This window comes from Massilia solisilvae (assembly GCF_024753215.1).
Taxonomy (GTDB): domain Bacteria; phylum Pseudomonadota; class Gammaproteobacteria; order Burkholderiales; family Burkholderiaceae_D; genus Telluria; species Telluria solisilvae.
This window is the reverse complement of sequence record NZ_JANUGV010000002.1, coordinates 877,998-904,951: the sequence shown is the minus strand read 5'-3', so window position 1 is coordinate 904,951 and position 26,954 is coordinate 877,998. Positions and strand designations below refer to the sequence as shown.

The 26,954-nt window shown below is 68.2% G+C and carries 28 protein-coding genes; 16 read left to right on the top strand and 12 right to left on the bottom strand.

Going from position 1 to position 26,954, the window contains the following annotated elements:
* The first annotated feature begins 2 nt into the window (after window positions 1–2).
* Window positions 3–1,280, top strand: coding sequence for a c-type cytochrome (locus NX773_RS12325; protein WP_258856602.1), 1,278 nt, complete (start codon window positions 3–5; stop codon window positions 1,278–1,280).
* Here the strand turns inward: NX773_RS12325 and NX773_RS12320 are convergent, their stop codons facing one another.
* A complete protein-coding gene (locus tag NX773_RS12320) occupies window positions 1,281–2,402 on the bottom strand; it encodes a type IV pilus twitching motility protein PilT (RefSeq protein WP_258856601.1) in 1,122 nt (373 codons plus the stop codon).
* A gap of 79 nt (window positions 2,403–2,481) precedes the next feature.
* Complete coding sequence (locus NX773_RS12315) at window positions 2,482–2,946, bottom strand: DMT family transporter (protein ID WP_258856739.1); 465 nt, start codon at window positions 2,944–2,946, stop codon at window positions 2,482–2,484.
* Window positions 2,947–3,085: 139 nt separating this feature from the next.
* On the opposite strand from NX773_RS12315, the gene NX773_RS12310 reads away from it, so the two are divergent.
* Together NX773_RS12310 and NX773_RS12305 are read left to right on the top strand one after the other, a co-directional pair.
* The gene (locus tag NX773_RS12310) at window positions 3,086–3,760 is read left to right on the top strand and encodes a hypothetical protein (protein WP_258856600.1); all 675 of its coding nucleotides are present in this window, start codon (window positions 3,086–3,088) and stop codon (window positions 3,758–3,760) included.
* A gap of 127 nt (window positions 3,761–3,887) precedes the next feature.
* Window positions 3,888–4,643: a head GIN domain-containing protein gene (locus NX773_RS12305; protein ID WP_258856599.1), complete on the top strand. Its 756-nt coding sequence runs from the start codon at window positions 3,888–3,890 to the stop codon at window positions 4,641–4,643.
* Between the two features lie 52 nt (window positions 4,644–4,695).
* Here NX773_RS12305 and NX773_RS12300 read toward each other — a convergent pair whose 3' ends face one another.
* Together NX773_RS12300 and NX773_RS12295 are read right to left on the bottom strand one after the other, a co-directional pair.
* Window positions 4,696–5,139 (bottom strand): copper chaperone PCu(A)C, encoded by a 444-nt coding sequence (locus NX773_RS12300; RefSeq protein WP_258856598.1) that lies wholly within the window; start codon window positions 5,137–5,139, stop codon window positions 4,696–4,698.
* 42 nt (window positions 5,140–5,181) lie between these two features.
* Window positions 5,182–5,724: a YaeQ family protein gene (locus tag NX773_RS12295; RefSeq protein WP_258856597.1), complete on the bottom strand. Its 543-nt coding sequence runs from the start codon at window positions 5,722–5,724 to the stop codon at window positions 5,182–5,184.
* A 216-nt stretch (window positions 5,725–5,940) separates the two neighbouring features.
* Between NX773_RS12295 and NX773_RS12290 the strand changes: the two genes are divergently transcribed.
* The 8 genes from NX773_RS12290 (at window position 5,941) to NX773_RS12255 (ending at window position 13,706) form a co-directional block, all read left to right on the top strand.
* A complete protein-coding gene (locus NX773_RS12290; protein ID WP_258856596.1) occupies window positions 5,941–6,366 on the top strand; it encodes a phasin family protein in 426 nt (141 codons plus the stop codon).
* A 16-nt stretch (window positions 6,367–6,382) separates the two neighbouring features.
* Window positions 6,383–6,934, top strand: coding sequence for a hemerythrin domain-containing protein (locus NX773_RS12285; protein WP_258856595.1), 552 nt, complete (start codon window positions 6,383–6,385; stop codon window positions 6,932–6,934).
* 99 nt (window positions 6,935–7,033) lie between these two features.
* Window positions 7,034–7,390 (top strand): KGG domain-containing protein, encoded by a 357-nt coding sequence (locus NX773_RS12280; protein ID WP_258856594.1) that lies wholly within the window; start codon window positions 7,034–7,036, stop codon window positions 7,388–7,390.
* 126 nt (window positions 7,391–7,516) lie between these two features.
* Window positions 7,517–8,035, top strand: coding sequence for a YgjP-like metallopeptidase domain-containing protein (locus NX773_RS12275; protein ID WP_258856593.1), 519 nt, complete (start codon window positions 7,517–7,519; stop codon window positions 8,033–8,035).
* Between the two features lie 134 nt (window positions 8,036–8,169).
* Window positions 8,170–9,423, top strand: coding sequence for a hypothetical protein (locus NX773_RS12270; protein WP_258856592.1), 1,254 nt, complete (start codon window positions 8,170–8,172; stop codon window positions 9,421–9,423).
* An 8-nt stretch (window positions 9,424–9,431) separates the two neighbouring features.
* Complete coding sequence (locus tag NX773_RS12265) at window positions 9,432–9,860, top strand: type 2 periplasmic-binding domain-containing protein (protein ID WP_258856591.1); 429 nt, start codon at window positions 9,432–9,434, stop codon at window positions 9,858–9,860.
* A 10-nt stretch (window positions 9,861–9,870) separates the two neighbouring features.
* The gene (locus NX773_RS12260) at window positions 9,871–12,609 is read left to right on the top strand and encodes a bifunctional diguanylate cyclase/phosphodiesterase (protein ID WP_258856590.1); all 2,739 of its coding nucleotides are present in this window, start codon (window positions 9,871–9,873) and stop codon (window positions 12,607–12,609) included.
* Entirely contained in the window at window positions 12,606–13,706 is a 1,101-nt protein-coding gene (locus tag NX773_RS12255; RefSeq protein WP_258856589.1) for a diguanylate cyclase, read from the top strand. Before NX773_RS12260 ends, NX773_RS12255 begins: the two co-directional genes overlap by 4 nt.
* Window positions 13,707–13,750: 44 nt before the next feature.
* On the opposite strand, the gene NX773_RS12250 is transcribed toward NX773_RS12255, so the two are convergent.
* The 7 genes from NX773_RS12250 to NX773_RS12220 all read right to left on the bottom strand — a co-directional run bounded on the left by NX773_RS12250 (window position 13,751) and on the right by NX773_RS12220 (window position 19,895).
* Window positions 13,751–14,323 carry an LOG family protein gene (locus NX773_RS12250; protein WP_258856588.1) on the bottom strand — a complete coding sequence of 191 codons (573 nt, stop codon included), beginning with the start codon at window positions 14,321–14,323 and terminating at the stop codon, window positions 13,751–13,753.
* A gap of 14 nt (window positions 14,324–14,337) precedes the next feature.
* On the bottom strand, window positions 14,338–15,030 hold the full coding sequence (locus NX773_RS12245) for a TetR/AcrR family transcriptional regulator (RefSeq protein ID WP_258856587.1): 693 nt from the start codon (window positions 15,028–15,030) through the stop codon (window positions 14,338–14,340).
* Between the two features lie 42 nt (window positions 15,031–15,072).
* Window positions 15,073–15,837, bottom strand: coding sequence for a response regulator (locus tag NX773_RS12240; protein ID WP_258856586.1), 765 nt, complete (start codon window positions 15,835–15,837; stop codon window positions 15,073–15,075).
* 62 nt (window positions 15,838–15,899) lie between these two features.
* Window positions 15,900–16,838: an esterase/lipase family protein gene (locus NX773_RS12235; RefSeq protein WP_258856585.1), complete on the bottom strand. Its 939-nt coding sequence runs from the start codon at window positions 16,836–16,838 to the stop codon at window positions 15,900–15,902.
* A 4-nt stretch (window positions 16,839–16,842) separates the two neighbouring features.
* Entirely contained in the window at window positions 16,843–18,492 is a 1,650-nt protein-coding gene (locus NX773_RS12230; RefSeq protein ID WP_258856584.1) for a GMC family oxidoreductase, read from the bottom strand.
* 7 nt (window positions 18,493–18,499) lie between these two features.
* Entirely contained in the window at window positions 18,500–19,018 is a 519-nt protein-coding gene (locus NX773_RS12225; protein WP_258856583.1) for a hypothetical protein, read from the bottom strand.
* Window positions 19,019–19,136: 118 nt separating this feature from the next.
* Window positions 19,137–19,895 carry an RNA methyltransferase gene (locus tag NX773_RS12220; protein WP_258856582.1) on the bottom strand — a complete coding sequence of 253 codons (759 nt, stop codon included), beginning with the start codon at window positions 19,893–19,895 and terminating at the stop codon, window positions 19,137–19,139.
* A gap of 174 nt (window positions 19,896–20,069) precedes the next feature.
* Between NX773_RS12220 and NX773_RS12215 the strand changes: the two genes are divergently transcribed.
* Window positions 20,070–20,849 carry an inositol monophosphatase family protein gene (locus NX773_RS12215; protein WP_258856738.1) on the top strand — a complete coding sequence of 260 codons (780 nt, stop codon included), beginning with the start codon at window positions 20,070–20,072 and terminating at the stop codon, window positions 20,847–20,849.
* Between the two features lie 210 nt (window positions 20,850–21,059).
* Window positions 21,060–22,511: a DEAD/DEAH box helicase gene (locus NX773_RS12210; protein WP_258856581.1), complete on the top strand. Its 1,452-nt coding sequence runs from the start codon at window positions 21,060–21,062 to the stop codon at window positions 22,509–22,511.
* Between the two features lie 15 nt (window positions 22,512–22,526).
* On the opposite strand, the gene NX773_RS12205 is transcribed toward NX773_RS12210, so the two are convergent.
* Window positions 22,527–24,143 (bottom strand): methyl-accepting chemotaxis protein, encoded by a 1,617-nt coding sequence (locus NX773_RS12205; protein ID WP_258856580.1) that lies wholly within the window; start codon window positions 24,141–24,143, stop codon window positions 22,527–22,529.
* 220 nt (window positions 24,144–24,363) lie between these two features.
* Here NX773_RS12205 and NX773_RS12200 point away from each other — a divergent pair, with 220 nt between their 5' ends.
* The 3 genes from NX773_RS12200 to otnI all read left to right on the top strand — a co-directional run bounded on the left by NX773_RS12200 (window position 24,364) and on the right by otnI (window position 26,946).
* Window positions 24,364–24,792, top strand: coding sequence for a MarR family winged helix-turn-helix transcriptional regulator (locus NX773_RS12200; RefSeq protein WP_258856579.1), 429 nt, complete (start codon window positions 24,364–24,366; stop codon window positions 24,790–24,792).
* A gap of 14 nt (window positions 24,793–24,806) precedes the next feature.
* Complete coding sequence (locus NX773_RS12195) at window positions 24,807–26,069, top strand: MFS transporter (protein ID WP_258856578.1); 1,263 nt, start codon at window positions 24,807–24,809, stop codon at window positions 26,067–26,069.
* A 73-nt stretch (window positions 26,070–26,142) separates the two neighbouring features.
* Window positions 26,143–26,946: a 2-oxo-tetronate isomerase gene (gene otnI / locus NX773_RS12190; protein ID WP_258856577.1), complete on the top strand. Its 804-nt coding sequence runs from the start codon at window positions 26,143–26,145 to the stop codon at window positions 26,944–26,946.
* Window positions 26,947–26,954: the final 8 nt, after the last annotated feature.

The window sequence follows — 26,954 nt, the reverse complement described above, 5'->3', positions numbered from 1 at the left end:
CGATGAAGAAGACCTTCCTCTACCCGATCATCCTTGCAGCGGGCCTGCTGGCCGCCACCGCCATTGCCGCCTGGCCGCGCGCGCAACACGTTCCCGCCAGCTCGCCGGCTGCTTATGCGCCGACGCCGGAGAACATCGCCCGCGGCGAATACCTGGCGCGCGCCGGCGACTGCATGGCCTGCCACACCGCGCGCGCCGGCGCCCCGTTCGCCGGCGGGCGCTTCCTCGACACGCCATTCGGCCGCGTGGCCGCGCCCAACATCACGCCGGACACCGCCACCGGCATCGGCAACTGGAGCGCGGACGATTTCTGGGGCGCCCTGCACAACGGCACCTCGAAGGACGGCCGCCTGCTTTACCCGGCCTTCCCATACGCGAACTATACGAAGATCACGCGCGCCGACAGCGATGCGCTGTACGCCTACCTGCGCAGCGTGGCGCCGGTACGCCAGGCCAGCCCGGCGCACGCGCTGCGCTTCCCCTACAACCAGCAATGGGCGCTGGCCGGCTGGCGCCTGCTGTATTTCAAACCCGGTGTGTACGAGCCGGACACCAGGCAGGACGCCAGCTGGAACCGCGGCGCCTACCTGGTGCAGGGCCTGGGCCACTGCAACGCCTGCCACAGCAGCCGCAACAGCCTGGGCGCGAGCGAACAGGGACTGTCCGGCGGACTGATCCCGCAACTGGGCTGGTACGCGCCCTCGCTCACGGCCGACAGTGAAGCCGGCCTTGGCAACTGGGAGGTAGAACACATCGTCCAGCTGCTGCGCACCGGCGTGTCGCCGCGCGCCACCGTGTTCGGGCCGATGGCCGAGGTGGTGGCGCGCAGCCTGCAGCACCTCTCCAGCGACGATGCGCGCGCGATGGCGCTCTACCTGAAATCGCTGCCCGCCTCGCCCGCCACGCCGGCGGCCGAAGCGCCGGCGGGAGCGGAGGCCGAACGCACCATCCAGGCCGGCAAGGTGCTGTACGAGCACCACTGCGCCGACTGCCACGGCGCCGACGGCCGCGGCAAGGCGCCGGCCTACCCGCCGCTGGCGGGCAACCGCGCGCTGACCATGCGCGAGCCGGTCAACGCGATCCGTGTGGTGCTCAACGGTGGTTTCGCGCCTGGCACCGCGGGCAACCCGCGCCCGTACGGCATGCCGCCCTTCGGCCCGGTGCTGGGTGATGCGGAAGTGGCGCAGGTGGTCACTTATCTGCGTGCGAGCTGGGGCAACCGGGCGAGCGCGGTGACGGCGCAGGACGTGAACCGCTACCGCACGGTGCCGCTGGACTGATCAGACCATCTCGGCAAAGCCGATGCGGTCGGTGGTGGCCGCGCGCGCGGCCTCGACGCTGACCTTGTGCCCGGACAGCAGCCGCTCCAGCGCCGAATTCATGGTGTGGCTTTGCGGGACGCGCCCGGCGTTCAGGTGCTCGCGGATCGCGCCCAGGTCGCCGCCTTCGAGCATGCGCGCCACCGCCGGCTCGAGCGTCAGGCACTCGGTCGCCAGGTGGTAGCGGTTGCCCTCCAGCGAGGGCAGCAGCGCCTGGCACAGCACCCCGCGCAGCGCGTGCGCCAGCGCCTGGGTCTGCGCTTCGTCGTTGCCGAGCAGGCGCATCATCTTTTGCAGGCCAAGCTCGGTGGAGCGCGCGTGCAGCGAGGCCAGCACCAGCGGCCCCGATTCGGCCAGCGCCAGCGCCTCCTGGGCGGTCTGCGCGTCGCGGATCTCGCCGATCACGATCACGTCAGGGCGCTCGCGCAGCGCGTCGAGCGCGCCCAGGTAGTAGCTGCCCACGTCGCCGTCCACGCCCACCTCGCGCTGGGTGACGATGCACTTGCGCTGCGGGATCAGGGTCTCCACCGGGTCTTCGATGGTGATGATGTGGCCCGAGCGGCACTTGTTGATCTCGTCGATCATCGAGGCGATCGTGGTGGACTTGCCCTGGCAGGTGTCGCCGATGATGAGCACCAGGCCATTGGTCAGGTGCGCGAACTCCTGCTCGTCCGGGTGCAGGCCCAGTTCGGCCAGCGCCAGCGGCTCCTTGGGAAAACGACGGATCACGCAACCCAGCCGCTTCTTGCCCTGGAAGCTGAAGCAGTTGGCGCGGATGCGCGCGGTGTGCAGGTCGATCGAGCGGTCGAACGCGCGCTCCTCGATGCGCTCGGCCCAGTTGGGCTCGATCACCTCGAAGAATTCCTCCAGCTCCTCGCGCGTGATCGGCGAATCGGTCACCGCCACCAGTCCCTTCGGCTGGCGCAGCATCAGCGGGCTGTTCTGGTGGATGATGATGTCAGAGAACACCAGCCGCGAGTTCAGCAAGTGCAGGATCTGCTCGACCAGGGTGCCGAACACCGGATGGTCTTCGTTCTCGATGTACGAGAGAGTGGGAATCTGCGAGGACTGGTGGTATTCCATTGGCGCTGCCGGCGTGGTCTGCAATGGGCCAATTATAAAACCAGCCACGCCGGAAGTTGCACTCTTGAAAGAAAAATGTTCAGCGTGACATGGCAGCAACGACGCGGTCGCCAAACAGCACGGTCGCCACGCCAGCCACCATCACCAGCGCGCCGAGCATGCGCACGCCGGACACGCGGCGCACGGCCATGTGGATGAGGCCGAACTGGTCGATCGCCATCGAGGTGAGCAGCTGGGCAGCGATGACCAGCACCACCAGGTTCAACAGGCCAATGCGCGGCGCCAGGTACACGCTGCCGAACACGAAACTGGCGCCCAGCAGGCCGCCGGCGTACTTCCACAGCGGCTGGCCGGCCATCAGCGCCAGGGTGCCGGGCGCGCCGCCGCGCAGCACCACCAGCAGCGCCAGCGCCACCGTGCCGACCGAGAACGACACCAGCGCGGCCAGCACCGAATCGGCGCCCAGGCCGAGCGCCAGCTGGCCGTTGACGGCCGCCTGCACCGAGATCGCCACGCCCACGCACAGGGCCATCAAAAACAACATCACGTTCACACGACACCTCTTCAGCAACAGCGGGACAAAGCGCGGATTGTACGATGCACCGGCACGGTGCGTGCAAACCTTTGCAAAATGCCCAGCTCGGTGGCAGCATATTTACATTGCAATCCTTTCGGAGGCGATCATGCGCCGCCTTGCCATTGCCTGCGCCCTGGCGCTGCCCTGCGCCGCCCATGCCGCGGATGACTTCATCGCGCGCTGCGAACGCGAGATGAAACCGGTGTTCGAGGTGCGTGCGCGGGAAGCGAAATTCGACCTGTCCACCTCGCTGTCCAGCCGCGTGCTCAACACCAAGGTCAGCTACGGCGCCGCGGCCCAGCTGACAATGGGGATGACCTCGGGCACGCACCGCACCGAGATCGGCATCGACGGCCCGTCCATGCTCGACGCGGCGCACCGGCGCGAATGCGTCGCCCCGCGCATCTACGTGGACCTGGCGTACGAGCCGCTGCGGGTGTTCGTGGCGCGCGAATTTCACCAGCAGTCGTGCGCCTACCGCACCGTCTATGAACACGAGATGCGCCACGTGCAGGTGTACCGCGACAACCTGCCGGTGCTCGAGCGGCACGTGCGCGCGGCGCTCGAGCAGCGCTACGCCGGCCGCCCGCTGTACGGCGCGCCCGGGACCGGCCTGGCCAAACTGGAGAGCGACGTGGACAACTGGCTGCGCCCCTTCATCAAGGCCGAGCTGGCGGCGGTCGAGCGCCAGCAAATTGCGCTCGATTCGCCCGAAGAGACGTTCCGGCTGTCGCACGCCTGCCTGGGGGAAGTGGAGGCCGCGATGGGCAGCAGCTTCTGAAGATCCGTTCGTCCCGGCCTCATGCAGCCTGGTGCTTGCCGGCTGCAGTTCGTCGCAAAATGCCGCCGCCCGGGCCTGAGCAAGGTTACGCTTGCAGCATCAATAACAACACCTGGAGAACCCGACCATGAACCACGCTTTCACCCGCCGCCAGCTCCTGCTTGCCGCCAGCACCCTCGCCCTCGCGGCGCCCGCCTTCGGCTTTGGCTTCGGCCATGAGACCGTGAAAGGCAGCGGTCACGTCGGCAAGCAGGCGCGCCAGGTGGCGCACTTCACCGGCCTGGCACTGTCCGTGCCGGGTGACGTCGAGCTGCACACCGGCACGGCTGAAGGCGTGAGCATCGAGGCCGACGACAACTTGCTGCCGCTGATCGAAACGGTGGTCGAAAACGGCACGCTGAAGATCCGCCCGGTCCACGACAACATGCAGCTGCGCCCGCACACGCTGCGCATCACCGTCAACGCGCGCGCGATCGACCAGCTCAAGCTGGGCGGCTCGGGTTCGATCAATGCGGACGACCTGCGCGCCCGCAAGCTGGAGATGTCGCTCGGCGGCTCGGGCTCGATCAAGGCGCGCTCGCTGCAGGCCGACGAGGTGGAGGTGCACGTGGCAGGCAGCGGCGACTTGTCCGCCGCCGGCGGCACGGCCGGCCGCCTGGAAGTCAAGCTGGCCGGGTCGGGCGACGTCGACCTGGGCAAGGTCAAGGCGGGCGACGTCAAGGTGCAGGGCGCCGGTTCGGGCACCACCACCGTGTGGGCGCTCAACACGCTGTCGGCGAAACTGGCCGGCTCCGGCGACGTGAACTATTACGGCGATCCGCGCGTCACCCGCACCGTGGTCGGTTCGTCGGACGTGCGCCGCGCCGGTCCGGCGCCGCGCTGAACAAGGTGCCCGGCAGGGTGGACAGCTTGCCTGCCCACCCTACGGTCAATCCTTACTTGGGCGGCTGGTAGGCGATCGGCTTGACCGCCACCGATACCTGCACTTCCTGGCGCTTGTTGGCGGCGCCTTCCACCACCAGCGTCAGCGGCACGCTGTCGCCTTCCTTGAGCTGCTGCTTCAGCCCGAACAGCATCACGTGATAGCCGCCGGGGCGCAGCTCCACCTCCTGCCCGGCCGGCAGCACCAGCGATTCCACCGCGTGCATGCGCATGGTCTGGCCCTGCATCTGCATTTCGTGAATCTCGGCGTTGGCGGCGGCCGGCGTGCGCACGGCCACCAGCTTTGCCGGCGCGCTGGAGCGCACGCGCATGAACGCGCCCGCGCTTTTCTGCTGCGGCACGGTGGCGCGGATCCAGGCGTCGCTCACCGATACCTGCGCCAGCGCGGCGCTTGAGTACAGCACGCTGGCGGCCAATGCAAGAAGTGTCTTTTTCATGCGCTTCCCCTCGAGAATGATCGGGTCGATTATAGCCGCGCTTTACGGGCCGCCGTGCCAGAACTCGCGCTCGATGAGCACGGTGTCGGCGCCGTCGGTGATCCACGCCTGGCCGTCCTGGACCGTCACCTGCAACTGCATGCCGCGCTTGGCCAGCGCTGCCAACGCCTGGCTGGCCTCGGCCGGCACGTTCACGATCGTGACGTTGTGCGCGCGGGCGAGCTTGCCCGCCAGGCCCTTGAACCAGACCTGGCTTGCCGCGCTGTAGCTGTACACAAACACCCGCTCGGCCCGCGCCGACGCTTTCATGATGCGCTTGTCGTCCGGCTGGCCGACCTCGATCCAGGTCTTGAGCGCCCCGGTCAGGTCCTTTTCCCACAGGTCGGGCTCGTCGGTATCGAACAGCCCCTTGGTGAAAGCCAGTGCCTCGCTCGCGTGCAGCGCAAAGGCCAGAACGCGGATCATCACCCGCTCGTCGGTTTCGGACGGGTGGCGCGCGATGGTGAGGGTGTGGTCCTGGTAGTAGTTGCGGTCCATGTCCGCGATCTGCAGGTCCGCCTTGTAGATGGTTGCTTTGAGGGCCATTGAAAACGATTCGTATGAGTGGCGCAGCCCGCTATTGTCGCACGCCACGTCCCCTGCCGCCATGCCTGCCCGCCCGTTGGCCTTGAGCCAAACCGGGTGGCCGTGCGATTGCGCGAACTTGGCGCGGCAAACAGCGTCTATTGGACTCGTTTTCAGCGCGAACACCCGCCAGCGGCGCTGCCCGACGACCGGTCCAAACACTAGACAGAGGAAAACATGCAGCCAGCATCTCTCACCAACAACCCGGCCTTGCGCTCCCAGCTCGAAACCCAGGTTAATTTCCTGACCGAGCTGTCGCATCGCACCTACGACTCGGTGCGCAAGGTCAGCGAACTGAACATGCGCTTCACCCAGCAGTTCGTCGAGGACACGATGAACTTCGGGCGCGAGCTGATGAACTGCTCCGACCCGTTCCAGGTCACCTCCACCGCCATCAACCAGCTGCAGCCGGCCACCGAGCACCTGCGCAGCTATCAGCGTCAGCTGATGGGTGTGCTGTCCGGTGCCCAGGCCGACTTCTCGCGCACGGCGGAAAGCCACATTCCCGAAGCCAGCCGTCAGGCCAGCGCCATGGCCGACGAAATGGTGCGCAACGCCGCCGCCAACGCGGCCGACGTGGGCGCGGCCCACAACCCCACCTGATGCGGCGGGGCCTGCCATGACCGCACACGGCAAACACAAGGCGGCCGGCACGCTGGCACTCGACCTGCTGCGCGGCGAGCACCAGCGCGTGCGCAACCTGTTCGGCGAGTTCGACAGCCTCAAGGGGCTGGACGACGAGGACGAACGCAAGGCCGAACTGGTGGACGAGATCTGCTACGAGCTCACCTTGCACACCATGATCGAGGAAGAAATCTTCTACCCGGTGCTGCGCTCGGCGATCGGCGACGACGACCTGATGGACGAGGCCGACGTCGAGCACGCCGGCGCGCGCGAGCTGATCAGCCAGCTCGAGGTGATGTACCCCGGCGACGACCATTTCGACGCCACGGTGGCGGTGCTGGGCGAAGAGGTCGGGCACCACATGGACAAGGAGGAAGGCGAGATGTTCGACGCCGCACGCCGCGCCGGCATCGACTTCGAGCGGCTTGGCGAGCAGCTCGCGGCGCGCCGCGCGGAGCTGGAAGAAGACCTGTCCTCGCCCGCCGGCACGATCGACGCGATGGAGCCGCACGAGGGCGCGCGCCGCGCGCGGCGCCCGCCCGACTAGGTGGAACTATTGAAAAACCGCTCTCTCTAAACCCACGAGCGCGTCACGCCGCGCTCGCGGCTTTCACCTGACACCGAATGGGCAATCAAGGAGATCGACATGGCGACAAGTAAGGAAGGCGGCAAGGCCGCGGGCAGCTCGGGCGGCAGCGCGCAGAAAGGCGGGGCCGGCAGCAGCCAGGGGCCAGCCAAGCGTGGTTTCGCGGCGATGGATCAGGCACAGCAGCGCGAAATCGCCAGCAAAGGCGGCCAGGCCGCCCACCAAAAAGGCACGGCGCACGAATTCGATTCCGAAGAAGCGCGGCGTGCGGGACAAAAAGGCGGCGAGGCAGTCAGCCGCAACCGCGCCCACATGGCCGATATCGGCCGCAAGGGTGGCGAAAGCCGGCAATCGGCACACCGGGCCGCGCAGGCGGCCGCCGCCAAGGGGTCGCGCCAGGGCGGCGAAAAAGAATAGGCCGCGTTTTTACGTGCACCAATCGCCAGACCCATTTCTTTCATTCCCTTAGCAACCGCATTTTCGACGGGCCGCGCCAGCGGGCGGCGGCCCTTTTTTGTCCGGGTGTGCTACAGTGCGCGCCCGATGTCTTCCCTTCCCTACCTCACCGCCTACCCGGAAACGCTGCGCGCACAGGCCGCGCAGCTGCTGGCCGAGGGCCGCCTGGCCGACGTGCTGCGGCGCCGCTATCCGCAGGCGCATGAGGTGCGCAGCGACAAGGCGTTGTACCAGTACGTGCAGGAGCTCAAGGAGCGGCACCTGCGCAACGCCGAACCACTGTCCAAGGTAGCGTTCGACAGCAAGATCCAGGTGATCCGGCATGCGCTCGGCCTGCATACCGCAATCTCGCGCGTGCAGGGCAGCAAGCTCAAGGCCAAGCACGAAATCCGCATCGCCACCGTGTTTCGCGAAGGCCCGCCCGAGTTCCTGCGCATGATCGCCGTGCACGAGTTGGCGCACCTGAAGGAAAAGCAGCACAACAAGGCGTTCTACCAGCTGTGCTGCGCGATGGAGCCCCACTACCACCAGTTCGAATTCGACCTGCGGCTGTACCTTACCCTGCGCGACCATGGCGGCCCGGCACTATGGGTTGCACAGCGTTAATATTTCGCAACAGAAATTAATCGAAATGTAATTATTTGTCGTAAATTTGTCGACAAGAACGTTACGCTTCGATACATTCGCGTCTTGCACCAAAAACAACGTATGCATACTGGTGCGCCCAACCCGACACGACGATGTTCCTCCAATCAGATTCGCGCCTCGGCATGCGTGCCGCGGCATTTGCATTTGGCATGGCGCTGTCCGCTGGCGCGCTGGCCGGGGATGCCGACGCCCCCGGCCTGGCGCTGTCCGGTTTCGGCACGCTGGGCTTTGTGCACTCGACCGAGCGCGAGGCCGATTACACCAACTCGTCGATGAAGGCCAGCGGCGCCGGCTTCACGCGCTCGTGGAGCCCCGAAGTGGACAGCCGCCTGGGCGCACAGGCCGACGTGCAGCTGGGTCCGCGCTGGTCAGGGGTGGTGCAGGTGGTGAGCGAGCAGCGGCTGGACCGCCGCTACCGGCCGCGCATCGAATGGGCCAATATCCAGTTCCAGGTGACGCCGGAACTGGCGCTGCGCGCCGGACGCATCGCACTGCCCGCGTTCCTGGCCGCCGACTACCGCAAGGTCGGCTACGCCTACACCTGGGTGCGCCCGCCGGTCGAGGTCTATGGCTCGCTGCCGCTGCCCAGCAGCGACGGGGTGGACCTGACCTGGCGCTACCCGCTCGGCGAAACCCGCAACACCACGCAAGCCTTCTTCGGCCGCACCGACATGGGCCTGACGCCCACCACCCACGTGAAGGTGCGCCGCCTGTCCGGCTTTTCGCAGACTGCCGAGCGCGGGCCGCTGACGGCGCGCCTGTCCGCCCTCACCGCCGACCTGACGCTGGACATCGGGCGCGACCTGTTCGACGCGTTCGGCGCCTTCGGCATCGCCGGCGACGCGCTGGCCGGACGCTACGAGGTCGATCACAAGCGCGCCACCATCACCAGTCTGGGCCTGGCCTGGGACCCGGGCCGCTGGTTCATCATGGGCGAGGCCGGCCACACGCACACCGAGTCCTTCCTCGGCACGACCACCAGCATGTACGCCACCGGCGGCCTGCGCCGCGGCGCCCTCACCCCGTATGCCAGCGTTGCGCGGGTGCGCGCCGACACCCCGACGTCGGACCCTGGCCTGCCGGTGGCCGGGCTGGCCGCGCCTCGCCTGTCCACCGCCGTCAATCTGAACGTCGGCCTGAACGCGCTGCTGCAGACCATCCCTTCGCAAACCAGCGTATCGCTGGGCGTGCGCTGGGACGCGTGCCGGGGCGTCGCGCTCAAGGCGCAGCTGGACCGTGTCACCCCGCGCGACGGCTCGCGCGGCACGCTGATCAATACCCAGCCCGGCTTCGTCCCGGGGCGCCCGTTGCAGGTAGCGAGCCTGGCGCTCGACTTCGTGTTCTAGGATCTGCCATGCGCCTGCACCTCCGACTGTTTGCCGGGATTGTCCTCTTGCTTGCCGCTGGCGCCAGTGCCGCCGGCGAGCTCGTGGTCGTGGTCTCGGCACACAACGCAAGCCCGGCATTGCGCCCGGACCAGGTGGCCGCGATCTTCCTCGGGCAGTCGGCGCGCTTTCCCGACGGCGCCGAGGCCCACGCCCTCGACCAGCCGGTGGGATCGGCGCTGCGCGAACAGTTCTACCAGCGCGTGTCCGGCAAGACCGAGGCGATGCTCAAAGCCTACTGGTCCAAGATGGTGTTCACCGGCCGCGGCCAGCCGCCGCGCGACGCGCCCGACAGCATCGCGGTACGCAAAGCGGTGGCGGACAATCCGGCGCTGATCGGCTACATCGACCGCGACGCGCTCGATGCGAGCGTGCGCCCGGTGCTGCTGCTGCACTGAACGGGCACGCATGAACGCACGCTTGCCCGCACCGCGAAGAAGCGCGATCGTGTCCGGCCCGCCGGCCGCGCCGCCGCGCGCACGCCTGGGGCGCAAGCTGTCGCTGGTGCTCGAGACCTATGTCGCACTGCCGCTGTTCGCGCTGGTGCTGGTGGCGGCGCTGTGGACCACGGCATTTCACTTCATAGACAAGGAACAGCGCGATGCGCGCCAGGCGGCGCGGGACGACACGCGCGAACTGGTCGATACCTACGAGGCGCAGATGGCGCGCAGCCTGGCCGGCATCGACCAGACGCTCAAGCTGCTTAAATACGCGGTCGAACAGGACGGCGCCAGCGGCGCGCTGGCCACGCTGCGCCGCCAGTCCCTGCTGCCGCCGTCGGTGCTGTTCACCGTGGCGGTGGCGAACCGCGACGGGCTGGTGGTGGCCAGCAATCCCCCTGCCCGGCCGCTGGACGTCTCGCGCGTGACCTACTTCCTGGTGCACCGCGCGGCCGACGGCGGCGTGCCGTACGTGAGCCAGACGCTCACGGACCGCACCAAGGCCGAGCCGCACCTTCACTTCACGCGCCGCATCAACGACGCCAGCGGCCGCTTTGCGGGCGTAGCCATCGTCGAAGTGGACCCGGGCTACTTCACCAGCGCCTACGAGCACGGGCGCGAAGGCGAGCGGGGCCTGTTGGGCCTGGTCGGCGCCGACGGCGTGGTGCGCGCGCTGCGCGTGGGCGAGCAGACCAGCTGGGGCCAGCGGATCGACCTGGCGCGCCTGCCCGACGGCCAGGTCAGCCTTGCCCCCACCATTCCCGATGGGCTGACGCGCTTTCTGGGCGTGCGGCGCCTGCACGGCTACGGCCTGATCGCGATCGTCGGGCTCGACGCCGACGAGCAGATGGCCGGCTTCGCGCGCCAGCGCAGCGCCTGGCTGGCCGGGGCCGGCATCGGCACGGCCGTGCTGCTCCTGGTGGTCACCCTGGTAAGCGCGTGGTCGTGGCAGGTCGCGCGCTCGCGCCGGCGCGAGCGGCGCGCCCAGGAGACCTACGCCGCCGCCTCGGAGGCGAGCGTGGATGCGTTCTTCGTGCTGCGCACCGTGTGGGCGGCGGACGGCACGGTGGCCGATTTCGCGATCGAGGCCACCAACAGCCGCGCCGAAGAGATGGCCGGGCTACCCAAGGAGGCGATGCGCGGCATGCTGCTGTGCGAGATGCTGCCGTCCTACCGGCGCAACGGCATCTTCGACGCGGCCGCCAAGGTCGCGCTCGAAGGCGGGGTGGACCAGGCCGAATGGCACGCGCAGGCGTACCCGATGCGCGGTCGCTGGCTGCACCGACAGGTGGTGCCGGTGGAAGGCGGCGTGGTGGCGATCGTGCGCGACATCACCGAGCGCAAGCAGGCCGAGGAACGCATCGTGCACATGGCGCACCACGACGACCTGACCGGCCTGCCCAACCGCACCCTGCTGCGCCTGCGGCTGGAACAGAACATCGCGCAGGCCGCGCACAAGGGCTGGTCGCTTGCGCTGGTGTTCGTGGACCTGGACGGCTTCAAGCTGATCAACGATGGCCTTGGCCACAACGCCGGCGATGAGCTGCTCAAGGTGGTGGGCAAGCGCATGCGCGCCTGCCTGCGCCGCGGCGACACGCTGGCGCGCTTCGGCGGCGACGAATTCGTGCTGCTGCTGCCCGGCGTGGGCGCAAAAGCGCAGTCGCTCGCGCCGCTGCTGGAAAAGCTGCGCCAGGCGGTGCACGCCCCGGTACAGGTGGCCGGCCAGTCGGTGCAGGTCAGCTGCAGCATGGGCGTGGTGATGTACCCGCGCGACGGCCTGGACGCCAACACCCTGTTGATGAACGCGGACGCCGCCATGTACCGCGCCAAGGACGGTGGCCGCAACAACTACCAGTTCTACGCCCGCGAGATGAACGCCAGCGGCGAGGAAAACCTGATCCTGCTGGACGGCCTGCGCCAGTCGCTCGAAGCGACCCTGGCCGGCGCGCCGGGCGGCGGCCTGTCCCTGTGCTACCAGCCCAAGGTGGACCTGAAGACCGGCCGCGTGTTCGGGGTCGAGGCGCTGCTGCGCTGGCACCACCCGGAACACGGGCCGGTCTCGCCGCAGCGCTTCATCGGCCTGGCCGAGGAAAGCGGCATGATCGTCGAGCTGGGCGAATGGGCGCTGCGCACCGCGTGCCGCCAGAACCAGGCATGGCGCGCGGCCGGCCTGCCCCCGATCACGGTGTCGGTCAACGTCTCGCCGCGCCAGTTCGAGGAACGCAAGCTGGTCGCGCGGGTGGCCGCCGCGCTGCGCGACAGCGGCCTGCCGCCCGACGCGCTCGAGCTGGAGGTCACGGAAAGCCTGATCATGCGCGACCTGGCGCAGTCGGTGGCCAAGATGCGCGACCTGGAGGCGATGGGGGTGTCGCTGTCGATCGACGACTTCGGCACCGGCTATTCGAGCCTGTCCGCGCTCAAGTCCTTCCCGATCAGCCGGCTCAAGATCGACAAGTCCTTCGTCAGCGAACTGGCCGCCAACCCGGACGACCAGGCGATCGCGATGGCAGTCATCTCGCTCGGCCACAAGCTGCACCTGCGCGTGATCGCCGAAGGCGTCGAGACCGAAGAACAGTGCGCCTTCCTGCGCGCGAACGACTGCGACGAGATGCAGGGCTACCTGTTCAGCCGGCCGGTGCCGCCGGCGCGCATCGCCGAACTGCTGGCCACGGCGCAGCAGTTCGTGCCAGCCGAGGTGGCGGCATGACGCGCAAGGCCGCACTGGCCACCCTGCTGCTGGGGCCGGACCCGAAACTGCGGCGCATGGTCGCGTACTGGGCCGCCACCGGCGTGCTGTACCTGGTCTGCACCGCGCTGATCCTGGCCGCCACCCATGTTGGGCTGGTCGACCGCGCCGGCGCCTGGGCGCTCACCACCTACAGCTTCACCGGCGTCCTGGTGTTCATGGCCCTGGTGCGTTTTTCCGCCGTACTGGGAATCGCGCCGCGCACGCTGGCGGTGCTGCAGGGGCTGTTCGCGATCAGCTGCAACATGTGGGTCTATACCATTGCCGGCCCGCTGCGCGAAGCGTCGCTCATCATGCTGTTGGTGGTGGTTGCGTTCTGCACCTTCGCCATGCGTCCGCGTCAGACCTTGCTGCTGTCGGCGGCCGGCATCGCCGCGATGGGCGCGACCATGTGGTGGCACGCCGCGCACGATCCAGCGCATTACCCGCCGCTGGTCGAGGGCCTGACCTTCGGCTTTGCCAGCGCGGGCCTGTTCGCGATCACGCTCCTGACCGGCGAAATGAACAAGCTGCGCGCGCGCCTGAAGCGCCAGAAGGAAGACCTGCTGGCGGCGGTGGCGACCATCCGCACCCTGGCCACCATCGACGAGCTGACCTCGCTGGCGAACCGGCGCCACATGAACGAGGTGCTGGCGGCCGAGGAACGGCGCCAGGCGCACGGCCACGCCGCCTGCATCGCGTTGCTCGACATCGACTTCTTCAAGACCATCAACGACCGCTTCGGGCACGCGCACGGCGACGCGGTGCTGCGCGCGTTTGCGCAGGCAGCCCAGGGCGCGCTGCGCGGGTCGGACATGCTGGCGCGCTGGGGCGGCGAGGAGTTCCTGCTGATGCTGCCCAACGCCGACCTGCCCGAAGCGCAGCAGGTGCTGGCGCGCATCGCGGCAAAGGTGGCGGCGCTCGAGGTGCCGGGGCTGGAGCTGGACGGTGCGCTCAGCTTCTCGGCCGGCGTCACCGCGCGCGCCGGCGGCGAGCCGTTTGCCGACACCATCAACCGCGCCGACAAGGCGCTTTATCGCGCCAAGGCCGAGGGCCGCAACCGGGTGATGGCTGTGTAGGCATTCATGCCCACGCGGCGCGTATCGGCGCGCGGGAGCCCGCCCTACGGCGACTTGAACAGCGGCGTGGACGGCACCGCCGCCGCGCGCAGCCGGCCGACCAGGCTGTGCGAATCGGCGTCCACCATCATCACGTCCAGATGCTGCTGGCGCACGAAGCCTTCGTCGTGCTGGTGGCGCACGAACTGCACCAGCCCGTCCCAGAAGCCTTCGGTGTTGAGCAGGCCGATCGGCTTGGAATGGATGCCCAGCTGCCACCAGGTCACCATCTCGAACAGCTCTTCCAGCGTGCCCATCCCGCCCGGCATGGCGATGAAGCCGTCCGCCAGTTCGGACATCATCGCTTTACGCTCGTGCATGTCCTTGACCACGAACTGGCGCGTCAGGCCCGTGTGGCCGACCTCGCGTTCGAGCAGCGCGCGCGGGATCACGCCGGTGACCTCGCCGCCCAGGCGCAGCACTTCGTCGGCGATCGCGCCCATCAGGCCGACCTTGCCGCCGCCGTACACCAGGCCGATGTTGTGCTCCACCAGCGCGCGCGCCAACTCGCGGGCGGCATCGGCATACACGGGCTTGGCGCCGAGCGAGGCGCCGCAATAGACTGCGATCGATTTCATTGCTTGTTCTTGCATCAGGGTTGATGGGGGCGCGGCTCCTGCGGCGCCAGTTTGCGCAGGTGCTCGTCGGACATCTTGCGAAAGCGCTCGCGCCGCTCGCCGCGCAGGTAGGGACCGGCCATCGAGATGACCTGGTAGCAGCCACGCGCGAGCGCATCGGCCACCGACTGCTGCTCGCCGTATTTGCGCGGATTGCGCACGTATTCGTAGGACAGCCAGTAGGTCGCCACCACCACCATGTTGGTCGCCATTGCGCCGATCTCGACATCGGTGGCCTCGAGCGAGCCGTCGCTGCGCAGGTCCTCGCACAGCTGGCGCGCGAGCTTGTGCTTGTGGTCGAGGATGGCCTTGAACTGCAATTCGAGCGTGCGGTTGCGCGACAACAGGTCGTTCAGGTCGCGGTAGAAGAAGCGGTAGCGCCAGATCAGCTCGAACATCTGGTGCAGGTAGGCCCACACGTCCTCCGGGTTCGAGCGCCGCACCGCCGGCACCGACAACAGGCGCACGATCTCGGCCTCGAACTGGGCGAAGATCGAATTGACGATGTCGTCCTTGTTGCGGAAGTGGTAGTACAGGTTGCCCGGCGAGATGCCCATCTCCTCCGCGATGACGGTGGTGGTGATGTTCGGTTCGCCAAAGTCGTTAAACAGCCGCAGCGACAGCTCGAGGATGCGTTCGCGCGTTCGGCGGGGGGCTTTCTGTAGCATGGACGGGGCGATTGGACGGTTCATCACCAAGGATATCATTGTTCAGGGGCCGGGCGGCAGCTGGCGCCGGCGCCCGCAGCGCGCGCGCTGCATCCGGAACGCCTCACGGATTCCTTCGCGCAGCGCCGCGCCGGTCCACGGCTTGGCGTGGAAGGCATCCACGATGCCGGCTCCCACCGCCTGGCCGATGTCCACCGATTCGCGCTGGGCCGACAGGATCAGGCGCACCGTGTGCGGGTAGCGCGCATGCGCCTGCGCCAGGAACTCGGTGCCGCTCATGCCCGGCATCCACTGGTCGCACACGATCACGTGCACCGCTTCGCGCTCCAGCAGCGCCAGCGCGTCCATGCCCGAGTGCGCGGTCAGGATCCGGTAGCCGTCCTGGCCCAGGAACTCGGCCAGGACCTCGACCATGAACACGTCGTCGTCCACCACCAGCAGCGTGGGCGGCTCGCTCGACTGCGGCGGCAGGAAGGCCTCGACTTCGGCGACGAGGCTGGCCGGCTCGATCGGCAAGCCGATGTAGCCGTCGAAGCCGGCGACGACCAGGCGTTCGCTGTCGCCTTCCTGCGCGAGCGAACATAAGGCCAGCACCGGCACGCCGTACGGCGCCGCGCCGGAACGCAGGCCCGCCAGCATGCGGCTCGGGTCCGCGCCCTGCGGCAGCAGGCACAGCGCCAGGTCGGGTTGCCCGAGCAGTCCGGCGCTGCCGGGAACAAGGGGAACATGGCCATGCGCGGAAAGCAGGCCGGCGATCTCGGAAGCGGTGCCGGGATCGGCGGCGATAATCAAAATGCGTGCGGCCAAAACAACTCCAGGAGCGATGCGTGTCTGTTACTTGTCCACTTTACCATGCGGGCGCGGCGCGGTCACGCCCGGGCGGGCACGGCGCCGATCTCGCGCATCACTTCGGCCAGCACGCGCGCATTGCTACCCAGCGCAACGTGGCCCATGCCGCCGAATTCGATGTTGCGCGCGCCCGGCAGCCGGCTCGAGGTTTGTGGCGCGACGATGTTGTCGTGGTAGCTGTAGATCGAGGTGATGAGCGCGCGCGTGGCCGCGCTTTCGCTGGCCGCGAGCGCGCGCAGCCATGCGCTTTCGGGCGCCTCCGCGTCGGCCGTGCGCCGCATCTGCGCCGCATTCGCGCCCAGGCCGAAGCGCGCCAGGCTGGTGCCGTGGTGCGGCGTGCCCAGCGTGATCACACGCGCGACCCGGGCCGTGCCATGGCGGCGCAGCCAGGCGCGGGCCACCAGCCCGCCCATGCTGTGCGCAACCACCACCAGCTTGTCGCTGCCGGTCGCGGCCAGCAGCGCCTGCGCCGCTTTCTCGACCGCCGGCACGTAGCCGTCGATGTCGCCGATCATCGGCTCCAGGTCCACCGTCGCGTGGCTGATGCGGGCGGCATCGAGCAGCGGCGTGAGCCTGGCCCAGTAGCCGCTGTTGGCCACATAGCCGTGCAGCAGCAGCACCGGGGCGTTGCACGATTCGGGATAAATGCGGGTGGCGGCACTGCCGCGCGCCATGAACCAGGACGAGGCCAGCATGCTGGCGCCAAACTCCTCCGCGAACAGGCGCAGCCGCGCGCGCGGCCCGAGCGCAAAGCAGGCGGGAGCCGGGCTGGCGTAGCGCGCCGCCATCGCAAAGTTGTTGGCGCTGATCGCCAGCCGCACCACGACCACGCAGGCCAGGCCGGCCAGCGCCGCCAGCCACGGCGCCGCCCCCAGCCAGCGATGCAGCGCGAACGCGATCGCCATCAGGGCCGCCGCCTGCACCACCAGCAGCAGCTGCAGCAAGGCCCGCGTGCTCATCGCCTCATGCGGTGACGCGCGGCGCCGGCTTGCCGGTCAGCGAGCGCGCCAGGCCGCTTGCAAGGCGCGCGGTGATGCCGTAGATCGACAGCTGCGGATTGGCCCCGATCGAGGTCGGGAACAGCGAGCCGTCGTGCACCGAGACGTTGGCCAGGTAGCGGTAGCGTCCGTCGGGCGCGGTCACGCCCAGCCGGTCGTCCCCGGCCATGCCGCAGCCGCCCATCACGTGGGCCGACGCCACCTTGGCCACTTGCGGGCGGTAGGCCAGATTGGCGATCGCCAGCTTCGCCTCGCTCCAGCTGCGATAGGGCTGCGCCATTTCGTGCGCCGGCTGCACCACCGCCGCCCCGGCCGCGAACTGGATTTCGGCCATGGTGAGCAGCGCGCGGCGCGTGCCATCCCACAGGAAGTCGCTGATCGGGTAATCCAGCACCGGCGCGCCGCCCTGCAGCACCACCTCGCCCCCGCGCGACGCATCGTGAAAGCCGTCGCGCAGCAGCGCCAGCATGCCCTGCATGTGCGGGAACTGCTGCATCATCGCCGCGTGCTGGCGGCCAAAGCCGGTCATCGTCGTCCCCAACAGCAGCGGGTGCATCGGCGGCACCTCGAGCTTGTAGCCGATCGGCCCGTCGATGGCCTGCGTATGCAGGAAGTGGTCGGAGTACACGGTTTGCGGCGCGCCGGCATAGCCATCCACGCGCTCGTCGAACATGCCGGCGGAGATGAGCGTGGGATGCAGGAAGGTGCGCTTTCCGAGCAGGCCGTGCGGGTCGGGCGCGCTGGAGCGCATCAACAGCGCCGGCGAGTTGATGGCGCCGCCCGCGACCACGAAGTGCTTTGCACGCAGCCGCAGCAGCCGGCCGTTGGGAGCCAGGCCGCTGGCATCGAGCGCCACGCACAGCAGCTCGTCGGCACGATCGCCCTTGAGCTCCAGCCGCTCGGCGCGGGCGCGCGTGACCAGCGTGGCGCCATGGTCCAGGGCCGAGGGAATGGTCGTCACCAGCATCGACTGCTTGGCGTTGGTGGGGCAGCCCATGCCGCAGTAGCCCAGGTTCCAGCAGCCGCGCACGTTGCGGCGGATCAGGCCAGTGGGGATGCCCAGCTTTGCCGCGCCGCGGCGCAGCGCGTCGTTGTTCTGGTTGGGCGCGGCCTGCCAGTCCGACACGTTCAGGCGCGCTTCCATCATTTCGAACCACGGCGCCATCGCATCGACACTGTAGTCCGCCAGGCCAAAGTGGCGCTGCCAGTACGCCAGCGTGGTGGGCGGCGTGCGAAAGCTCGAGGTCCAGTTCACCGTGGTCGAACCGCCCACCGTACGTCCCTGCAGGATGTTGATGGCCTTGTCGGCGGTCTTGCGCGCGGCCGATTCCTGGTACAGCGCGGGATAGGCCTCGGACTCGCGCATCTTGAAGTCTCGCGACGACTTGAGCGCGCCCTCCTCCACGATCACCACTTTCAGGCCCGCCAGCGCCAGGATCTCGGCCGTCACGCCGCCGCCGGCGCCGCTGCCGACCACCACCACGTCGGCGTCGATGACCTGGTCGCCCAGCAGCGCAGCGCCGTCGATGATTTTCCAGCCGCGCGCGATGCCGGCCTGGATCGGGTCGGGGATGGTGGTTTTGGTGGGCGTTACCGGAATGCTGTTGATCGTCATGTCGTCCTCACGCAAGTTCCTTGATCGGGCCCGGGTAGCCGATCGCCGCCCAGCTCGACGGGTCGGCGTACCAGCCGCCCAGCACCAGGTCGTGCAGCGCCTGGTAGGCAGAGCGCAACAGGCCGAGGCGATGCAAGCGCCAGTCCTGCAGGAAGCCCGCCACCTGCGGCACGGTTGCCTGTTCCCAGCCGCCGGCAATGCCGGTCAACAGGCGCCGCGCGGGCGCCAGCGCCAAGAGGCCGAACAGGTCCTGCACTTCCTTTTGGGTGGCCAGCGGCAGGCCGAGGATGGCCTGGTGCACGCGCTCTGTGGTGGCGGCAAGCGCGGCTTCACGCGCGGCGCCGCCCGGCAAGGCGCCGTCCAGGATGGCCGGGATGATGGCATGCAGCGCGGCGCGCGCCTGGCCGTCGAGCGCAAAACGCTGCGGCGCGGACGGATGCGTGGCGCGATAGATGCCGCCGCCTGCCGCAAGGGCAAGCGCGCCCAGCGCGCCGGCTTTCAGGAAAGTCCTGCGTGGTGTCTCCATGGTCGGCTCCCCGATCTCTGTTTTTCACCGCCGAAAGCGGCAATTTTGCAAGAGTTATACGGGAAAGCTGGCATTTGTGCAAACGCTGGCGCTGCGGCGGCGCCACCGCAACCAGCGCTTAAGACTTTTGCTGCTTCAGGATTTGCCGCGCAATGCCACGCAGGATATTGACCTCTTCGGTTTCCAGCCCGGTGCGCGCAAACAGGCGCTTGATGCGCGGCATCAGCTTCTTGGGATTGCCGGCGTCAAGGAAGCCGATCGCCACCAGCGCTTCCTCCAGGTGCGCGTACATGCCCTCCACCTGCGCGACACTGGCCGCCTCGCCGCGAAAGCCGACCGGCAGCTGCGCGCCCGGCTCGCCGCAGGCGGCCTGGCGGCACTCGTAGGCCAGCACCTGGGCCGCCTGAGACAGGTTCAGCGACGAGTAGTCGGGATTGGCCGGAATGTTGATCAGCACATTGCACTGTTCGACCACTTGATTTGGCAGCCCGAAGCGCTCATTGCCGAGGATGAGCGCCGGCGCCAGCGCGGCTTGCGCGGCCACGTGAGCGGCGAATGCGCGCGGCGTCCACACCGGCGGCGAAAACTCGCGCAGGCGCGCCGACACGGCCGCGGCGAAATTGCAGCCCTCCAGCGCCGCGCCCACGCTGTCCACGATGCGCGCGCCCTGCAGCACGTCGAGCGCGCCACTGGCAAAGGCCACCGCTTCGGGGTCGTGCAAGGGGTCGGCGCAGCGCGGCGTGACCAGCACCAGGTCGGAAAAACCCATCGTTTTCATGGCGCGCGCCACCGAGCCGACGTTGCCGGCGCGGCTGGTCTCGACCAGCACGAAGCGCAGCCGGTTGAACAAGGAGGTGTCCGTTTTTTGCTGGTTCATTTAAAATAGCGCCTTTCGCGTCGCGAAAAGGACATGCGCGAGTACACAAGTGCGCGATTGTAACCAGTCCTGTGGCGCTTTGCTCTTTATAATTCGATCTTCAAGCTGACCGTTCGCGGCGCCATTGGCGCGGTGGGCGTTCGCGTTATTTTCTACGGAAAGCCCATGCATCCAATGCTCAACACGGCCATCAAGGCCGCACGCCGCGCCGCCACCGTCATCAATCGCGCGTCCTTCGACCTCGATCGCATCACGGTCAGCGAAAAAGAACACAACAACTTCGTCACCGACATCGACCAGGCGGCCGAGCAGGCCATCGTCGAGACCCTGCTCAAGGCCTACCCCGACCACGCCATCCTGGGCGAAGAGTCCGGCCCGTCGAAAAACCTGAACGACGAGAGCGAATACGCCTGGATCATCGACCCGATCGACGGCACCACCAACTTCATCCACGGCTACCCCAACTACTGCATCTCGATCGCCCTGCAGCAGAAAGGCGTGATCACCCAGGCCGTCATCTACGACCCGGTGCGCAACGACCTGTTCACCGCCACCAAGGGCGCCGGCGCCTACCTGAACGACAAGCGCATCCGCGTGCGCAACCCGGACCGCCTGGCCAAGGCGCTGATCGCCGCCAACCACGGCCCGGAGCCGCGCGCGCTGGCCGAGTTCCTGCGCATGTATGAAACGGTGCACCCGCGCTGCCACGGCGTCCGCGCTTCCGGTTCGGCCGCGCTGGAACTGGCCAACGTGGCCGCCGGCCGCAGCGACGGTTACTTCGAGAAGGGCCTGAAGGTGTGGGACATCGCCGCCGGCGCCCTGCTCGTCACCGAGGCGGGTGGCATCGTGGGCGAGTTCAACGGTGAATCGGAATACCTGCACAAAGGCGACATCATCGCCGCCGGCCCGAAGGTTTTCGCACAGATGGTCACGCTGTTGGCGCCTTTCGCGTAAAATACTCAGTTCGCAGATGTTACGATTTCTGAGTGGGAACATAAATTGCCACAAGGAAACGTTTTAACATTATAATCCCCGCTGGCCGCCCGTGCGGCCACTGCCGGACGGCGCGCAGCCAGTACCTGCCGTCCGGTCACTTTTGACAATCCGACTTTGCCTGCACTGGCGCCGCTTGCGGCGACGGGCCGATTCAACTTTCGAGTCACTATGTCATTTTCTACTCTCGGCTTGTCCGACGCTATCCTGCGCGCGGTCGCCGAACAAGGCTACACGACGCCGACCCCGATCCAGGCCCAGGCGATCCCTGCGGTATTGAACGGCGGCGATTTGCTGGCCGGCGCCCAGACCGGCACCGGCAAGACCGCCGGCTTCACCCTGCCCGTGCTGCAACGCCTGTCCACCGACGTGGCCGGCGCGGCGCTGCGCAACAAGACCTCGAAGCGCCCGATCCGCGCACTGGTGCTGACCCCCACGCGCGAGCTGGCGGCCCAGGTCGAGGAAAGTGTGCGCCTGTACGGCAAGTACACCAACCTCAATTCGGCCGTCATCTTTGGCGGCGTGGGCATCAACCCGCAGATCAAGCTGCTGGCCAATGGCGTCGATATCCTGGTGGCCACACCCGGCCGCCTGCTCGACCACATGGGCCAGGGCACGGTGGATGTGTCCAAGATCGAGATCCTGATCCTGGACGAAGCGGACCGCATGCTCGACATGGGCTTCATCCACGACATCCGCAAGGTGCTGGCGGCGCTGCCGCCCAAGCGCCAGAACCTGCTGTTCTCGGCCACCTTCTCGGACGAGATCAAGGCGCTGGCCGACCGCCTGCTGAACAACCCGGCCATGATCGAGGTCGCGCGCCGCAACTCGACCGTGGAAGTGATCTCGCAAAAGATCCACCCGGTGGACCGCGACAAGAAACACCCGATGCTGGCGCACCTGATCAAGACCCACGACTGGCACCAGGTGCTGGTGTTCACCCGCACCAAGCACGGCGCCAATAAGCTGGTCGAGCAACTGGGCAAGGACGGCATCGGCGCGATGGCGATCCACGGCAACAAGAGCCAGTCGGCGCGCACCAAGGCGCTGGCCGAGTTCAAGGACGGGTCGCTGCAGGTGCTGGTGGCCACCGACATCGCCGCGCGCGGCATCGACATCGACCAGCTGCCGCATGTGGTCAACTACGACCTGCCGAACGTGCCGGAAGACTATGTGCACCGCATCGGCCGAACCGGCCGCGCCGGCGCCACCGGACAGGCCGTGTCGCTGGTGTGCGTGGACGAGCATCAGATGCTCAAGGACATCGAAAAGCTGATCAAGCAGACGCTGCCGCGCGACGTCATCCCCGGCTTCGAGCCGGACCCGAACGCCAAGGCGCAGCCGATCCAGCTGCGCAGCGGCGACCGCGGCCACCAGAACCGCGGCGGCCGTCCGGGTGGCGCTCGCAACGGCGGCGGCCAGCGCCAGCCGGGGCAGCAGCCGCGTGCTGCGGCGCCGCATGCCCCTGCCGGCAACGGCGGGCAAGCGCGTTCCGCTGGCGGCGGCAATGGCCAGCGCACCGGCAACGGCCAGCGCCCGAACGGCGGCAACGGCCAGCGCTCGGGCAACGGCAACCGCGGCCCGCGCCCGGCGGCGGCCCGTCGCGGCGGCCGCGAGGGCTGACCGCAAGGCGCCGGATCAGGTCCCGGTCCGGCGCCCCTGTTCCACCTGCGAGCGCACGGCCGGGCGATTGCCGCCCTGCTGCTGCGCCGCCGCCTCGGGTTTTGCACGCGAGCGGTATCCCACCCTGAAGCCGCCCCAGTGGCGGCCATCCACGTAGATCGGCACCGACAGGTCGTGCATGACTTCGCCGGTGTCGCGCTTGTAGGTCTGCAGCAGGAACGGCTTCTGGTGTGCGCCGCAACGCGCGCCGGTACGGTCGTCGAAGATGCGCTTGGTGCGATTGTTGACGATGTCCACGTCGTAGTCGCCCGTCAGCGGCTGGCTGAACTTTTTGTTGTGCGTCGGGAAGTAGCCCTTGTCGTCCACCGCGCCGGCATAACTCACTTCCGGCAGCCTGGCGAGCAGCCCTTCCTGGATCGGCGGCAGCACCTTGTCGGTAAAGCGGTCGAACCGGGTGTGGTACTTCTGCGGGTCGGTGCCGGCGATCGGCTGGTAGCGGCGGTCGAACAGGTCGTCGATGCCGATGGCGCCGGTCTTCACGGCCTTGCTGAACAGCTGCCCGATACTCTCTGCCGCCTCCTGCGCGGCGACACGGATGTGGTCGTGCTCGGTGGCGACGCCGCCCTCCGACAAGGCCTCGACGATGGTCTCGGCCTTGGTGGCCAGCGACATGGCGCTGGCGGCCACCCGCGGCAGGTCCTTGTCGGTGCCCAGCATGTGCTCCTCGATACCGATCAGCGACTGCAGGATGGCGCCGGTGGTGGCGGCCTGGGCACGCGCAGCCTGGGCGATGCGGCCGATTTCCTTCTCCGACTCGCTGGCCGAACGCTCGATCTCCCCCAGCAGCCGGTGCACGGTATCGACGTTGCCGCTGGCCTGGTTCACCGCCGTGGTCAAGGTCGCCATGCCGCGTGTCGCGCTCTCGGCCTGTTCGATCATCGAGGTGGTCATCGCGCCGATCTGGCCGGTCGCCTCGCGCGTGCGCATGGCCAGCTGGCGGACCTCGCCGGCCACGACCGCAAAGCCGCGCCCGTGCTCGCCGGCGCGCGCCGCTTCGATCGCGGCGTTCAGCGCCAGCAGGTTGGTGCGCAACGAGATCTCGGTGATGGTATGGGTAAAGCCGGCAATGCTGCGCGAATGTTCCTGCAGCAGCGCCATCGCGCGCGCGGCCTGGTCGGCCTGCTCGCGCGCGTGACGGATGCGTTCCAGGCCGGCGTCGATCTCGCTGCGCCCGGCCACGCTTTCGGCACGCACCTGGGTGGCCACCTTGGCGGCACGCTCGGCGTCGGCGGCGATGCGCGAGGTGGTCTCGGCATTGTCCTGGGCGTGCTGGCGCACGATGCCCGAGGTGCTCACGTCTTCCTCGATCTTCTTTTGTACCGATTCCACGAAGTAGGAGGTCTCGGCGGCGCCGATCATGATGTCGTCGATGGCATGGCCGACGCGGCCGATGGCCTCGTCGGTCTCACCGCGCGGCCGCACGGACAGCCAGACCGCCGCGCCCGCGGCGAGCGCCCCAAGCAGCGCCGACCAGGCCGGCCCGGCATCGATGACAAACGCAAGTGACGTACTGGCGAGGATGGCGGCACCCGGCAACAGCCAGGCCCGCTGGTTATGCAGCAATTCTTTCAATTCGGTCTCCTCCGGCCGGCAGCTCTGTGTGTGTGGCCCGCAAGGGCGGGCCGGCTGCACTATTCTGGATCGTTCCACATTGTGGTTGCAAAGCATTACGGTGGCCTTACAACGGTGGTTGTCCCAACGCAACACTTTCGGCGTGATTTGCAAAATGCGAAGTCCTGAGATATAGTTGAGTACTCAAGGATATGTAAACGAGCACTCAAGGAGTTTTGCCATGACCGATACCGCCACCGATTTCTGCCTGCGCCTGGCGCGCGCCGCCACGGCCATGACGCGCCGTTTCGACTCTGGCCTGGGCAACCACCACGGGATCAGCTTTGCCGACTACCAGCTGCTGCGCCAGCTGGCACGTGCGCCGGAGGGCCGCTTGCGCCGGGTTGACCTGGCCGAGCGCCTGGGCCTGACCGCGTCCGGCGTGACCCGTTCGCTGCTGCCGCTGGAGAAAATCGGCCTCGTGGGCCGCCAGAGCGACCCGCGCGACGCCCGCGTCGGCTACGCGATCATCACCCCGGCTGGCGCCGAACTGGTCGGCAATGCCGACTCGCTGGTCGAGACCATTGCCAACGAACTGGTCGGCGACCCGCCGTTCGCCCACCTCGATGCGATGGCGTTGCTGCTCGGGCAGATCGCCGGCATCCATTGAATGGACTGTCTCAAATGAACAACAAAAACGATTTGCTGAACGACCCCAGCTTCCGCTGGATGCTGGGCGGCGGCGCGATCTCGATCCTGGGCGACCAGTTCACGATGATCGCCCTGCCCTGGCTGGTGCTGCAGATGACCGGCGACGCCCTCATGCTGGGCGTGATCGTGGCCCTGATGGCCGTGCCGCGCGCAGTGCTGATCCTGTTCGGCGGCGCAGTCGTGGACCGCTACTCGCCCAAGCAGGTGCTGATGCTGACCAAGTACGCCAACACCGTGCTGCTCGGCCTGCTGGCGGCGCTGGTGCTGTCGGGCCAGGCCACGCTGGCGCTGGTGGCGCCGATCGCGCTGTCGATCGGGGTTGCCTCGGCTTTCAGCATTCCGGCCAGCACCTCGATCCTGCCGCGCATCGTCGCGCCGCAAGACCTGCAGCGCGCTAACAGCATGATGATGGGAATGCGCCAGGTATCGCTGCTGGCCGGTCCCCTGCTGGCCGCGCTGCTGTTCCTGCTGGCCGGCGACGGCAGCGGCGGCACGCACGACGCCAGGGGCCTGGGGTATGCGTTCGCGTTCGACTGCTTCAGCTTTGCCGTCTCCACCTGGACACTGGGCAAGGTCGTGCTGCGCCCGGGCGTGGCCGCCGCGCCGCAACCGATCCTGCGGGCCGTCAAGGAGGGCCTGGCGATGGTCTGGAACGACACCACCCTGCGCGCCTGCTTTGCCTACTGGGCGCTGTGCTCGTGCGTGGTGACGGGGCTGATGCAGGTGGCGCTGCCGGTGCTGGCCAACACCCGCCTGCACGGCGCAGCCTCGCTCGGCGTGCTGCTGGGCGCCCATGGGGCCGGCACGCTGGCGGGCATGGTGCTCACCGGGATCAAGGGCGACCTGCGGGTGCGCAACCTGGGCACCACCCTGCTGCTGGTGGACGCGGTGGTTGCGGCGCTGGTGCTGCCCTTGGCCCAGCTGGCGGCGACCTGGCAGATCGCGCTCATCAACATCGCGGTCGGGCTGCTGGCGGGCTTCATGCAGGTCGCGATGATCACCTGGATCCAGCGCCGCGTGCCGCCGATGATGATCGGGCGCACCATGAGCATGTTCATGTTCGTCGTCATGGGCCTGGCGCCGCTGGCCTCGGCCGCCACCGGCTGGGTGATGCAGTACGTGGGCCTGGCCGGCGTGTTCACCGGCTCGGGCCTGCTGCTGGCCGCCGCCGCGGCGCTGGCCTACGCCTTCACGCCGATGCGCACAATGGCCGACGCCGCCGCGCGCCAGGCCTGATCGCCCGGCGCTTTCGGAGCGGCGCAGGGCCGGATGGTTTACGATAACGGGTTCCCCATCACCGACTGTCCGTATGCCCAAGCTTGCCGCCAACCTGAGCACCCTGTTCAACGAGCTCAGCTTCCTGGACCGCTTTGGTGCGGCCCGCGTGGCCGGTTTCGATGCTGTCGAATTCCTGTTCCCCTATGCCTTCGAGCCGGAGCAGATCGCTCGCCGGCTCGAACGCCACCAGCTGCAGCTGGTGCTGCACAACCTGCCGCCGGGTAACTGGGCCGAGGGCGACCGCGGCATGGCCTGCGACCCGCGCCGCATCGGCGAGTTCCAGGACAGTGTCGCGCTGGCCATCGAGTATGCGCTGGAGCTGGGCGTAAAGCAGTTGCACTGCATGGCGGGCAAGGTCCCGCCCCGAGTGCCGCGCAAGCGCGCCCGCACCACCTATGTAAATAACCTGCGCTTTGCGGCCAGGGCGCTGGGCGAACACGGCCTGTCCCTGCTGATCGAGCCGATCAACGACCGCGACATGCCGGGCTATTTCCTCACGGGCAGTGCCCAGGCCGCCGGCATCATCGCGGAAGTGGACATGCCGAACGTGTTCATGCAGTACGACATCTACCACATGCAGCGCATGGAGGGCGAGCTGGCCGACACCATCCGCAAGTACCTGCCGCTGATCCGCCACTTCCAGCTGGCCGACGTGCCCGGCCGCCACGAGCCCGGCACGGGCGAGATCAACTACGCCTTCCTGTTCCGCCTGCTCGACGAACTGGGTTACGACGGCTGGATCGGCTGCGAATACGCGCCGCGCGCCGGCACGGTCGAAGGCCTGGGCTGGCGCAGCGAACTGGGCGTCGCCCCGCCGGTCCAACCCGCCAGCTAGACAAGCGC